Consider the following 14120-nt stretch of genomic DNA (forward strand, 5'->3'; position numbering starts at 1 on the left):
GAAAGCATTCGACATAAGAGAATATGACAACTATCAACGCAACCGCAAAAAATGCGATTAGGCCAGAGCGCAAAGCAAAAAAAAGCCGCTTCATTTAGATCCGCCCTCTTGGTTTTGACTGGACTCATTAATTTTATCAACAGTGGAATTGAGAAATTCCGTAGCTCCATTTCCTATGAGGTTCCCCCAAAGCACCGGTGATAGTGACGTAAACGGTTGCGAGTTGGACGTACTACCAACAACATCTCCCAGTTTAAAACCTACCATGGTTGCCGCACCGTTCGTCAGTCCGCTAAGCAATACGTTACTGTTTTGGTTGTAATACAGATTGTTGGCCTCGGTCTGGACCATTCCCACACCTGTTCCAACCAACCCATTCCATGCCATATTGCCACCATAGCCAAGGTAACCGCCAAGCGCACTCGTTCCTACGTTTATGTAGTTCACCTGACTGAAATTACCTCCATTCTGAATCAATTGTGCTCCTAGATTGACTGCTCCGGTCGTGGCGGCCACTCCCCCGCGCGATGCCAATACAATCTGCAACAGCGAACCTGTTTGGAAAGCACCGGAGCCTTCGGCTACAAGCATCCCTGGACCCGCCCCTAATCCTGCTGTCGCCCCCGTCGCAGCAATGCCAATCATCATGTTGCCATCGCTGCTAACCGCATTATCCGCCTTGACCAATCCCCATTGGGATTGGTTATTCACATAGTTCTGAGCAGTAATGGTCTGGTCCACTACCAATCCTAACTTGGCCGCCAGCGGGTCATTGACGTAATTGATCGCTGTAGTGATATCGTTCTGATAATTGTCCGCGCAATCAACGCCGCTCGAATTACAACCACTAACAAGCTGTTGCTCCTGCTTGTCCGACAAGATTTCCGCATTGCTTTCGGCGGTTTGGATACAGACCTCGTCACCGTTGCATTGCTTGATTTGGTTTTGTAGCGCCACCAATTGCGGATGCGACAGATAGTTGTATTGCGTGCCCGCAAACGCCGTCGCTGCGCCGGCGCCACCGCCGACCAAGCCACCGATCAGTGTCGTACCGGCCAATACACCCGTTGAGCCGTACTGCTGCAAATACGGGATTGCCGATTCGCTCGCACCTGCACCGACCGCGCCTTGCAGGATATTGCCTCCACCTAGCGCAGCCGTGGCTGCACCAACTACCGTATGCAACGCGATGGCCTGCGCGCTGCCGTTGCCCCACTGCATGGTTTGCTCGAGATCGCCGGCCGCCGTCATCCCCACCTGCCCCGCCAACACACCCGCCTGTTGGTTGTTCTGAATCTGCTGCGCATTGAAGATCGTACCGAGGCTCTGGTCGCCAAGGCTTGCGTTGCGACTCAGCCCACTGAGGTCTTGATTCGGGTTATTGCCGATCGTGATCGTGCCCGGCGCAATCGCCGCTTGTGTCGTGCTGCTTTCGCTACCGGTTTGCGGGATCGCCATGCCGCTCGGTGTGACGCTGGCTCCGCTGTTGCCGATGCCTCCGCCGTTGCCGCTGTAGCCGCCAGCAATACCCGCGCTGCTGGCGCTGTAATTGGCGCTGTTCTGCAGGTTGCTGTACGTGAGCGATCCGGTATTAAGAATGTTCTTGCTCGGATCGGCGGTGCTGGCAATGACGGCGCCCGTGAGATTGGTATTGCCACCCACACTGATCTGGAAGCCGCCACTGCCCGCACTGAGACCCGTAACCTCCCCGACGCTGGAATAACTCGACTGCATCTGGCCTTGGTTATAACTTCCACCGCCGCTACCACCGCCACCGCCGTAGCTGAAGCTTCCACTGGCCTGTGATTGATGGCTGCTGTAGCTGTTCGTGTTCTGCTGGCTGACCAGATCGAGATTACCGCCGACTACCGCCTGAATCGTTTGACCACTGAGCTGCGCGCCTTCGATGGTGGTGTTGCCACCACTGGCCAACGTCAACGTTTTGGCTGCGTTGACGGTGCTATCCGCGTAGGTGGTGCCATTACCCTGCGCCGAGCTTTCGGCCATCGAGCCGCTGGCGAAAATACCGTTGGTCTGGCCGATGCTGACGCCCATCGAGCCGCTGCCGGAGTGGGTGCTCTGCTGCAGCGTGGATTGCTGCGCCTGACTCATCACGTTCAGATTCTGCGCGGCGGCCAGCGTCACGTTCTGTCCGCTGATCTGACTACCGATGATGTTGAGGTCGCCACCGGTGGCGGCGATGGTGACGTCGCCATTGGTACTGCCGATGCTGCTGCCGTAAGCGGTTTGTTCGGTTTGCGTGGTGCTGCTGCGCGATTCGCTTTGGGTCGCGCCAATGCGCAAACTCATGCCCGAATTGCTCAGCGCGCCTTGCGTCCCGCCGCTTTCGTAACCGCTGGCGATTTTGCCCGGCGCACTGGACAGCGCTTGCATACCCGTCTGCCCGCCCAGGTTCATGCCGTTGCCCGCGCCCTGTGAGAACAGCGTTTGGGCTCCTTGCATGGCATACAGTGCCTGCAAGCGCGAATCGCTGGTTTTGCTCGCGCCTTGTCCATCAAGCACCAACTGATTGGCGACGTTCGCGACACCACCACCCACGCCGGCAATGATGCCGCCCACGCCTTGCTGTTCTTGTTGATTGACCGTCGTGGTACCGAGCGCAGCGTCGATGGTGACATTCTTGCCGACGATGGTTGTACCGGTCTGGCTCAATACCGTTGCATCGGTCAGGTGTACGTTCTGATTGGCTGACAACATCACCGCGCCATTGGTGCTCCCGAGCACCGTGCCAACGGGCGTACTTTGCTGGACAACCGTGTCGCTGCTGGTGTCGCGCTCACCCATCATTACGCTGAAACCGCCGCCCCCCATGAAACCGGCGTGGTCGCTGTCGCTTGCGGTTTCATCGCGCGATGTCGTGGTGCCGGTGTTGAGCACAAGATTACCGCCGGCTTGTGCGGTAACGCCGTTCGTGCCGACGATCTGCGCGGCGGTCAAGGTCGTGTTTGCGCCCGAGAGAAGATTGACGGTATTGCCGCTCAACACGCTTCCGATCGCCACGCTGCTCTGGTCGTACTGCACGCCCACGCTGTCGGTGGCAGAAAGCCCTCCACCTGAATGCCCATAGGTGAAGACCAGGCTGTTGTGCTGTTCCTGCGCCGTGTTCAGGTTCAGGTTGTTGCCCGCCATCAAGTTGACGGCACCGTTCGTGCTCTCAACCGTCGATGCCGTCAGCGTGAGGTCGTTGCCCGCAACCAGGTTCACGTTGTTGCCCGCACTCAACAGGCTTCCAACCACCTGTTGATCCATGGCAGAACCATTGCTCGAACCGTTATGGAAAACCTGATAGAACCCGCTCGTGGCCGTGTTGGTGACGTTGCCCAAATCGATGTCGTGACCGGCGATGGCGTTCAGCGTGCCCGTCGCACTCACTTGGGCACCCTGACCGGTGAGGTCGTTCCCCGCCGTGAGGTTGATGTTGGTACCGCTGATCGACGTCAGCGTCGTGGTCGTTTGCGTTCCCCAACTCAGGCCGCCGGCGATCGACGTGAAGGATGAGGATTGCAATTGGGGCCCTGCCCCCATGACCAGATTCTGGCCGGCACCGAGCGACACCGTGGAGCCGGTGATTGTTGCACCGTCCAGTTGCAGATCTTGACCGGCGACAGCGGCGAGATTGCCACCCGCGCTCAGTGTCGCCGTCGCATCGTTACCCAGGCCATTGAGCAAGGTGTCGTTGCGCAGCGTGCCGCCCACGATCGCGGTGAGATCCTGGCCAGCGCTCAGCGTGCCGCCAAGATTGCTGAGATTGCCGGTGGTCGCCAGATTGAGGTTTTGGCCCGCACTGATCGTGCCTGCCGCGTTGAGCAGATTATCGGCGGTAAGTGTGGCGTTGCCGCTAGCCAGGATCGAGCCACTGTTGGCAAGTGTACCGCTCGCGCTCAAGCTGACATTGGCACCGCTGATCAACGCACCGTCGGGTTGACCGGAGCCGCCGTTAGCCAGATACACCACCGGTACCAACACGGTTTGGCCGTCCACGGTTTCGTTGACGAGCCACACGATGTTTTGCGTAAGGTCAGCCATCTGCGACGCCGTCAGTGCAATGCCGGGCGTGAGGTTGAACTGACCGGCCACGGACACCGCGTTGTTCATGAGTTGCTCGAACTGATCTTCGCTGTTCGTGTTATCGGCCAGGTACGGCTTGCCGGTGAGATCGACAATCTGCTGATCAACCAACTGCAGCTCGTAGTAACCATCGCCGATCTGTCGCAGCGTGCCTGCGCCATTCCAGTTCAGCTGACCGAGCAGATAACTGCCGGTGATGAAGTTCTGGTAATTCGTCAGCAGCGGATTGGTTTCGATCAGATACGGCTGACCCGGCGCGGTATTGATGGTGAACAGGCCACTCGTAGGCAGTGCGAGACCAGGCAGCGGATTGCCGGGCGTACCGACAATCTGGCGTACCTGCGTCGTCGGGCCCACGGCGCCAGGCGGCACGTAACTGGGAATGCCACCGAAGATGCCCTGCCCTTGCACACCCACGGGCGAACCGACTGGCGTGCCGGTTTCCAGCGCACCGGTAGGATCGAGACTGCCCAGCGGACTGAAGCCGCCACTGCCATTCCAACCGCTCGACCCGGTAACGCTATTCACCGTTCCGGCACTGCTGCCGGACAACGTACCGCTCGCATTGACGCCGTTGCCACCGGCAGCTTCAACGGTGGTGCCCCGTCCTGAACCCAGCCCGCCGCCACTGGTGTTGACGGAACTCCCGTTGACGGTCACCTGGTTGGTGATCGAGCCGGTCGAGATGGTGATGTTCTGGTTGGCCTCGATCGTCGCGTTCAGCCCGCTCCCTGGTGAAGTCGTGGACTGCACCGTGACACCCTGCGTAGCCATGCAGAACGTCGTGCCTTCCTCGCCGGGATATCCCGCCTCGCATTTGCCGACTTGCGTCCAGCCGTTGGGCAGCGGCGTTGCGTTCTGCCACCACACGGTAACGCTCTGGGACAGCGAGCCCGGTTCCCAGCTTTCGTTGTTGACGCTGGAGGTATTGCTGCTGCCATTGATGGCGAGATTGTTTCCCGCGGCAATGGTGGACGCGTTATTGGTGATGGCGCTGCCGTTCAACAGCAGATTGCCACCCGACACGATCTCCGACGCACCGCTCGCACCACTCAATGTCGTTTGCGAGCTCTGCGTGAACGTGCCAAGGCTGAACACGTTGCCCGGCAGAGCACCGCTGTAGGTGCACGAGACCGCTTCGCCACTGCCAAACGTGCACGATAGATTGCCGTTGGTCGAGCTCGTGGTCGGCGCACCGCCGCCGGTGACATCGAGCACGCGTCGCTCATTGGTGATCGTGCTCGCGTCGATGGTCAGCGTGTTGTCTTGCGTGCCATTGATGTTTTGGGTGGTGATGAGTCCTGAGCGGTTGTCGACGACGCTCGCGAGTCCGCCGCTGGCATTTCCCGCAATGGTCAGGCTACCCAGGCTCAGGATCGTGGCATCGATATTGGTGAGGCTGTTGGAATATATGTTTAGCTGATTGCTCGCCGCCAGCGTGCCTTGGTCGTAACCGTCCGTCAGGTTCGAGCTGCCGGGATCCAGCCCGTTGACGAGCGTGCCCGCATTGATCGTGACGGATTGACCCAACACCGTGCCGGTGTTGTTGAGCGTTCCGGCATTCACGTTGACCGTGGTGCCCTCGATAATACCGGCATTGGTCAACGTGCCACCGGTGTTCAACGATGTAACACCGCTGGTGCTTGCATTGCCCGATGCAATCGTTGCACCGCTTGCATTGGTGATGTTCGCGGCAGTCACCGACACGCCATCGGGTGCTTCCAGCGTGCCGTCGTTGGTGAGGCTGCCACCTAAGGTGAGGGTCAGCGAGCCATTGCCCGCAAACGGATTGCTACCGCTGGCAATGGTCAAATTGCCAGGCAGCGTAAGAATCAGATTGCCGCTGGATGCCAGCGTGCCATCGCCGCTCCATCCGCTCGTAGTGAGCGAGAGTTCGCCACCGCTTTCCAATGAGCCGCCCGTATTGGTCAGGCTCGCCATGCTGGCATTGATGCCTTCACCGCCAACCAGGCGGCCGCCATTCGTATTGTCGACCGCCGACGAGCCCTGGATTGTCAATACGCTGCCGGCGAGCACGGTTCCCGCTGTATTGGTGAGTGTGCTGCCGGGATTGAGCGTGACATTGCCGCCGGCAATCAATTGACCGCTGGCGTTATTAAGCGCACCCGCGCTCACATTCGCATTGCCCTGCGTGCCCAAGGTGCCGCTTGCGTTGGTCAACGTCTGCGCGACATTGACCGTGAGCTGGCTCGACGTCAGATCAACCAGCGAACCGCCGGTGTTGTCCAGCGATGCCGCGGTAATCGTCGTTGCGCCATGGCTTTGGATGGCGCCTTGCCGATTGCTGAGCGACTGCCCATTCGCGTTGAGCGTCAATGCAGCGCCGCTCAACAACTGACCGCTGTCGTTGCTGAGGGTACTCGTGCTGGTGACGTTCAATCCCAGCGCACCGATCACGCTGCCGCCGGCATTGGTCAATCCGCCCAATGTGGCCGTCAACGTACCGTCACCGCCGAGAGCGCCATTGGTGTTGGTCAACAGGCCGCTGACGTTCGCGGTTGTCGCCTGCGTGCTCCGGTTGATGACGGTGCCGCTGGTGTTGTCGAAACTTGCCGCCGTCACGCCCAGCGTGCCATCGCTCACCACTTCGCCGCTGGCATTGCTTACGATGGTGCCACTTAATGACAACGTGCCGTTGGAGATCACCGAACCGCTGCTGTTCGTCAATGCGCCCTGGCTGGTGACGGCGAGGCTGCTCGTCGCTTGCAGCTCGCCACGTGTGTTGTTGAGGCTTCCCGCACCGAGCGTCACGCTTCCGTTACCGCCAGTCAAACCGCCTGCACTGTTGTCGTAAAGACCGGACACATTCGCCGTGAGCAGACCGGTACCGGTCAGCTGCACCTTGCCGCCTTCGTTGTCGACCGATCCCGCGCTCACACCCAATGCTGTGGTCGCTTGCAGCAAACCACCCGCGTTGTTGAACGCTGCGGTAGCCGTGAGACTCACTGCGCCGTTCTGGCTCATGAGCTGGCCGCCGGCGCTGTTGTCGATGCTTGCAGCGCTGAGCGTTACATCGCCCAAGCCACCTACCGTGCCGCCTTCATTGGCAAGTGCGCCCGTCAAGGTCACGGTGGTCGCGCTGTTTGCGCTATCGCCGTTGATCACATTGCCCTTGGTGTTAGTCAAGCTTGCCGCGGTAAGCAACGTCGCTCCATTGGACGACATCGTGCCGCTGTTGCTCACGGACTGATTGGTCGCCTTGATCGTCAGCGTGCCACCCGAGAGCACATTGCCGGTGTTACCCACGGCGCCCGTGCTGGTGAGATCGATGCCGTTGGTGCCCAGCAGCGTGCCGCCATTGTTCAAACCCGCCGTGGTCAGATTCAACGCACTGTTGCTCTGGATCGTGCCCGCATTGGTGGTAGTGCCGTTGATGGTCGCGGTAAGTGCGCTGCCAGTCAGCGTGCTGCCTGTGCCCATCGTCAGGCTGCCGGCTTGCACATTGACCGCACCGTTGCCGCCAATCACGCCGTTTGCGCCATTGGTCAACGCTTGGGTGAGATTGAGCGTCAGCGTGTCGCTGCCCAGTGCCTTGACCGAACCGCCCGTGGTGTCGAGACTGCCAGCGTTGATCGTCAGCGCGTTGGTCGCTTGGATCAAACCGGTGCCATCGTTGATCGCACCCGAAGCACCAAGACTCAACGCACCGTTCTGGCTGATGAGTTGTCCGCCCGCGCTGGTATCGATGCTGGATGCGTTGAGCGATACGTCGCCCAGCCCACCGATCGTTCCGCCCTGATTGACGAGGCTGCCATCCACCGTGATCGAAGTTGCACTGCCGGATGCATCGTTGTCGATCACGCTGCCTTTGGTATTGTCCAGGCTGGCTGCAGTCAGCGTGGTCGTGCCTGCGGCGCTCAACGTGCCGCCCGCGTTGCTGACGGCCTGGCCTTGCGCAATCACACTGAGTGCCGCGCCGGACTCCACGCTGCCGCTATTGGTCACGGTGCCCGTACTGGTGAGCGCAACGCCCTCGACGCCAATCAACGTACCTTGATTGCTGATACCCGCCGCACTGAGCGTAAGGTGCCCACCCGTTTGCAGCGTACCCGCGTTGGTAAAGGTTTGGGATGTCGCCAGCGACAAATCACTCGTGCTCGAAAGCGTGCCTTGGTTATCGAGCTGCCCAAACTGGAGATTTAAGCCACCGTTGCTGCCGATCAAGCCACCCGCGCCGTTATTGAGCAAGCCCGATACGGTCAGATCGAGTGTAGCCGGGTCCAACAATTTGATATTGCCGCCGGTGTTATCGGCGCTTGCCGCTGTGACACTCAGCGCCGTGGTCGATTGAATCAGCCCTCCCGCGTTGTTCAACGCACCGGATGTCGTCAGCGCCAAGCCGCCGTTCTGGCTGATCAGCTGACCACCGACGCTGTTGTCGATGCCGGTCGCATTGATCGTGACATCGCCCAAACCGCCGATCGTGCCGCCTTCGTTACTCAAAGCGCCAGTCACATTGACGTTAGTGGCGCTACCCGATGTGTCACCGTTGACCAGGCTGCCTTTGTCGTTGGTGAAGCTTGCTGCCGTAACTGTCGTGGTGCCGTTCGATGCCATCGCACCGCTGTTGATGAGCGACTGATGGGTTGCATCGATCGTCAGCGCACCGCCCGATTGCAGGCTACCGGTATTCGTCACGGCGCCGCTGCTGGTGAGGTTCACACCCGTGGTGCCGAGCACGTCACCGCTGCTGTTGAGACCTGCCGTGGTGACATTCAGCACACCGTTGCTCTGTATCGCACCGGCGTTCGTAGTGAGGCCTGTCACATTGACAGTCAGCGCATTGCCGCTCAACGTGCTGCTTGCACCAGTGGTCAAACTGCCGGCCTGCACATTGACCGCGCCGTTACCGCCCACCACGCCATTGGCGCCGTTGGTAAACGATTGGCTGATGTTCAACGTCAAGGCATCGCTGCCAATGGCCTTTATCGCTCCGCCCGTGCTATCCAGGGTCTGCGCCTGAATCGTCAGTGCATTCGCCGATTGGACCAATCCCGCATTGCTGTTGATCGCGCCGGATGCGCTCAGGTTCAGCGCACCGTTCTGGCTGATCAACTGACCGCCCGCACTGTTATCGACACTGGCCGCCGTAAGGCTCACATCGCCCAGGCCACCGACGGTGCCACCCTCGTTGCCCAGTGCTCCGCTGAGCGTCACCGTGATGGTGCTGCCCGATGTGTCGCCATTGACCAGGCTGCCTTTGGTGTTGGTCAAGCTCGCTGCGGTGAGCAGCGTCGTGCCGTTCGCGGCGATGGCACCGCTATTGCCGATGGCCTGATTCGCAGCGGTAATGGTCAATGCGCCGCCCGATTGAACGACGCCGGTGTTGGTGACCCCACCCGTGCTGGCGAGATCCAAACCGCTGGTGCCAAGCAGGTTGCCGCTATTGCTGAGGCCTGCGGTGGTGACGCTCAACACGCCGTTACTTTCCAACGCACCCGCGTTGGTGGTCGCACCCACGACCGATACCGTGAGTGCGTTACCGGTCAGCGTGCTGCCGGTGCCGGTGGTCAGCGTGCCCGCTTGCACGTTGACCGCGCCGTTGCCTCCGATCACGCCATTGTCGCCATTAGTCAGCGACTGCGTGATCGTCAGGCCGAGCGTACCGCTGCCCAACGCCTTCACGGCGCCACCGGTGGTATCCAGGCTGTTGGCATTGAGCGCCAGTGCATTTGCCGCTTGAATCAGGCCGGTGTTGTCGTTGACCGCGCCGGGTGTCGTTACGGTCAGCGCACCGTTTCCGCTGATCAGCTGACCGCCCTGACTAACGTCAACGCTGGCCGCATTGAGCGTGACATTACCCAGGCCACCGATCGTTCCGCCTGCACTGCTCACTGCGCCCGATGTAGCCAGTGCAAGCGCGCCATTGCTCACCAGTTGTCCGCCGGTGTTGGTCACGCCACTGGATGCAGAAACGGTCATACCGGCGCTACCGGCACCGGTGATGTGGCCTTGGCTGTTATCCAGGCTGCCTGCCTGTATCTGCCAGCTGCCATTGCTGATCAAGCTGCCGCCGACGTTGCTCATCGCGCCGGCGACGTTGACCGCTGCGGCAGCCCCACCGGTCTGCGCCACCTGGCCGCCAGCGTTGTTCCATGTATTGGCGACGATGTTCCATTGCGCGGCATTCCAGGAAGCCTGCCCCGTGGTGAACGTGCCTGCGGTCGTTAGGGTGACCGCACCCTGCGCTTGCAACGAGCTGCCTGATGCATTGAGATCACCCGCCGCCGCCCCAAGCGCCACGGCGCCGCCTGCCAGCAACGTGGAACCACTCAGATTGAGCGAACTGCCCGCGAGATTCATGCCTCCCGCTGCCGCATTCGTACCGGTTGCGGTGATCGCACCTGTGCTGCTGATCTGCAACGCACTGCTGCCACTCAAGGTGCCATCGGTCTGCATGCCTGCGGCAAGCAGCGCACTGGATTGCACGCTGCTGCCTTGAATGGTCAGCCCACTGCCGGAGCCGACAACGCCGGAAAGCGTGATCGGGCCGCCCGCAATCTGCACCGTACCGGGTGCGTAAAGCGTGCCGCCGCTTTGCACGCCTTGCGCACCGGCAATGCTCAACTGGCCGGTCGCCGTCGTCGCACCACCGAGCACCACCTGCCCCTGGCTACTCAACGTGAAATCGCCCTGCTGGGCTTGCAGCACACCCTGGCTGTTGACGCCAACGCCCGCTTCCGTGCCGATCAAGGTGATCTTGTCGGCATACATGCCGCCCAGCGCACTCACGTCCAGCGCCAATTGCGGCTTGGCGCCCTGCACTTGCAGCACCTGCATGCCAAGACCGTTGTAGTTGATCAGGTTGACACCGGTAACGACGTTGAGCTGATGCGCATAGATCGCCGCATCGACCTGCACCGCACGCGCCAGCACATCAACCTGCGCGACATTGCTTGCATTAAAACCGCTGCCACTGATACCGATGGCGCCGCCGGTAACGCGAAAAGCCGCCAGACTTCCCGAACCGCCAAACACCGGCGTACCGGTCGTCAGCGTGGCGCGCGTGGTGTTGATGAAACCGCAGCCGTTGCAATTCAGTCCATTCGGATTGGCCACCACCACCGCGGCCGATGGTCCGGCCACTTCGATATAACCATTGAGCGAACTGGGCGAAGTCGAGGTGACTTCGTTGACGATCACATTCGCCGAACCGCTGCCGACGAGATGCGAATTGCCCAGGATGTAGCCGCTCAGCTGCGTCGTGACCGTCGTGGCGCTGTTGTTGAGGATCACGCCCTGCTGACTCACATTGAACTGGTTGTACCGATTGAGCGAGACGCCGCTGCTGTTGGGCGCAGCGATGTTGACGATGGGAACACCGTTGCCTGCCACGCCCGTTGTGGTGTTGGTCGCACCCGATGGAACCTGCTGCGCCATGCTGGGGAGCGCACACAGGCATAGGCTCAATGCGGCGGCGAGCGGCGCGAGCCGCAAACGCACGATGGAAAGGCGTTGCGGCGCATGTCCGGATACGGCCACGCGCTCTCGACGACTCAACGTCTTGTTGCCCAGCTTCGCCATGTTGTACTCCTTGACCACTACGGTCTATGCAGGCCTTCGCCTGCCCCCTGCACCGTCAGCGCGACCTCCTGGCCGCGCCCCCTGTCAGAACGACACCTGCACCGACGCTTTCACCAATGCCTCTGACGTCGGCAACCAGGCTGGCGCGATCAACGGCCAGCCCAGCGATACATCCCATTGAATGTGTGACGTGACTGCGCCTTGCGTACCCACGAATACACCGCTGACGACATGTCCGCGCGGGTATGCAAAATCCGGCCCCCACACCCTGCCGTAATCCCAACCGGTGTAGAGCGAAACACCGCTGCGCGAGAGCGGCAGCGTGAGCTGGTTGCGAGAGTAATAACCGTCTTCGGCGGAAAGCACGTCATCGCCTTCGAAGCCGCGCACGGTGAACGGGCCGCCGATGCCGATATAGTCCTCGGCATATAAGCGGTCCGGCGAATACTGCCAATGCAGCGCACTGCTCAACGAGAGCGTCTGCGTACCCCAATGAAGCGGCCATTGCAGCGCCACATCCGAAAGCATCAGCTGATAATCGAAGCGTGGAATCTGCGCGTTCGGCGTGGAAGGGTCCCATTGCCCGTTGAACCACGGCACACCGTGCTGATAGGTAATGCTTGCATCCAACTGCGCCGCGCCCATGTATTGCCGCTGGGCAATACCTAAGCTGACACTGCGCGTGTGCCGATGTTGAATGGCGATAGCCGTGCCATCGATATAGTTGTCCGCTTCCCGCCCATCGATGCTGGCTTGAACCGTCGTGCGCCCGTTTTTGGTCCGGTGCACCACGCGACTGACACGGATACCGAAAGTCTGCGCGGTGCCGCTGCTACGAAACGTCTGCGTGCCGCCTAGCAACTGCTGAAAGAAACCGTAGCTGCTGGCATACGCATCCACATTCCACCATCCCCACGGAATGCGCTCATCCAGCGACCAGTTGCGCGAGCCGACCTCGTCATTGCTCAAGGGCAAGCTGTGACTGACGCTCAACGTCAGCGCATCGTTCATGCGCAAGGGTTGATCGATCGCAAGACTGATACTTCCTTGATCGCGGCCGGTGCTCTTGAAGCCTTCATTATTGGCACCGACGGTGACGCGCCACGGTTTCGTGCGCGCTGCCGTCAATACCACCACCGAGGTTCCCGGCTGATCGCCCGGCTCGATGTTCATGTGCACATCCTGCGAGGCAATCTGCTTGATCTGCTCCAGGCCCTGTTCCAGCGCGCGCAGATTCAGCACATCGCCCGGGCGCAATGGAAAAGCGCTGCGCCAATCGAGCGGGGCCGAATCGGGAGCGAGTTTGAAACCTTGCAAAATACCCGGTATGACCACCAGCTTTAACGTGCCCGAAGAAAGATTCTGCTGCGGCAGTTTCACTTCGGTGGTGATGTAGCCCTCGGCAAGGATGCGATCGGAAACGCGCGCCACGATCTGGCGCAGGCCCTGCTCGCCCACGCAGCGGCCGGCATAGCGATTCAAATACCGTTGCGCAAAGTGGAACGATGCGACGTGCGGCCCTTCCAGCACCAATTTCTGCACTACGAAGCACGGTTTTTCCGATGGCAGCGTGCTGACGCGCCACGACGTGACGGAAGGCTGCAACGACCCCGCGCTGACGCGCGGCGCCTGTTGCTGCTTCTGAAGATCCTGCGCCTGCTGCGAGAGTGGATTGACTTGGAGAGGTGCCGTTTGTGCCCAAACGGGTGTCGTGGTCAGCAGCACCATCCGCAACGCGTGCTGCGCCCGATTACTGCGATTACGTCCGTGCAAGAAAACACCCTCCATGCGCACCTGCCACCGATGAAAGTCGTCAGATCACGACCACACACCGAGTCGGCGTTCAAGCCGAGACCCTGTAATGACACCGGCTCACCCCCTGTAGGTGTTCCAGCCACCCGGCTAAGGTATCGGGTAAGGCCCGATTCTGTCCACCTTAGATCGGTCTAATTACCGTTTAAGACGTAAAAGAACTGCAATAAAACCGCCCCGTGCAACGAACGCAGGTGGAACCGACAAAGCATCCCCTGCCTGCTTGACATGCAAGTAAATACTTGCCTATTATTTAGGCAAGCACATACCTGCATGTTATTCCATGGCAAAAATTCCAGACGCAGACCTACTCTTCAAGGCGCTTGCCGACCCCAGCCGGCGGAAGCTGCTTGATGTGTTGCACGCACACGACGGCCAAACCTTGAATGAGTTGTGCGAACACCTGGACATGACCCGCCAGGCCGTAACGCAACACATCGACCTGCTGGAAGCGGCGAATCTGGTGGCCACGGTTCGGCAAGGTCGCGAAAAACTGCACTTCCTCAATCCGGTACCACTGCAGCAAATCTATGAGCGGTGGATTGCGAAGTTCGAGAAACCGCGCCTGAAGGCGCTCTAGAGCTGGCCCCGGAAAACTGAACAGCCCGATAGGTGGATTTCCTGCTCAATGAGGCGATGATAATCGCCGTAGAAGGAGCAGATCGATGGCAAGA

The 14120-nt window shown here is 60.3% G+C and carries 3 protein-coding genes and 1 pseudogene; 1 reads left to right on the forward strand and 3 read right to left on the reverse strand.

The genetic code is table 11. The features are described from left to right. Positions 1-90 precede the first annotated feature (90 nt). From DWU98_RS16190 to DWU98_RS16195, 3 genes and pseudogenes are all read right to left on the reverse strand, one after another. The gene (locus tag DWU98_RS16190) at positions 91-10509 is read right to left on the reverse strand and encodes a beta strand repeat-containing protein (protein ID WP_425480239.1); all 10419 of its coding nucleotides are present in this window, start codon (positions 10507-10509) and stop codon (positions 91-93) included. A gap of 210 nt (positions 10510-10719) precedes the next feature. Further along, positions 10720-11634 (reverse strand): annotated as a pseudogene (locus tag DWU98_RS22575) (filamentous hemagglutinin N-terminal domain-containing protein); the annotation flags it as partial. An 84-nt stretch (positions 11635-11718) separates the two neighbouring features. Continuing rightward, positions 11719-13407 (reverse strand): ShlB/FhaC/HecB family hemolysin secretion/activation protein, encoded by a 1689-nt coding sequence (locus DWU98_RS16195; protein WP_158545087.1) that lies wholly within the window; start codon positions 13405-13407, stop codon positions 11719-11721. Positions 13408-13729: 322 nt separating this feature from the next. Here DWU98_RS16195 and DWU98_RS16200 point away from each other — a divergent pair, with 322 nt between their 5' ends. After that, positions 13730-14026 carry an ArsR/SmtB family transcription factor gene (locus DWU98_RS16200; protein ID WP_115496594.1) on the forward strand — a complete coding sequence of 99 codons (297 nt, stop codon included), beginning with the start codon at positions 13730-13732 and terminating at the stop codon, positions 14024-14026. Positions 14027-14120: the final 94 nt, after the last annotated feature.

It is taken from the genome of Dyella monticola (genome assembly GCF_003363155.1).
Lineage (GTDB): Bacteria > Pseudomonadota > Gammaproteobacteria > Xanthomonadales > Rhodanobacteraceae > Dyella_B > Dyella_B monticola.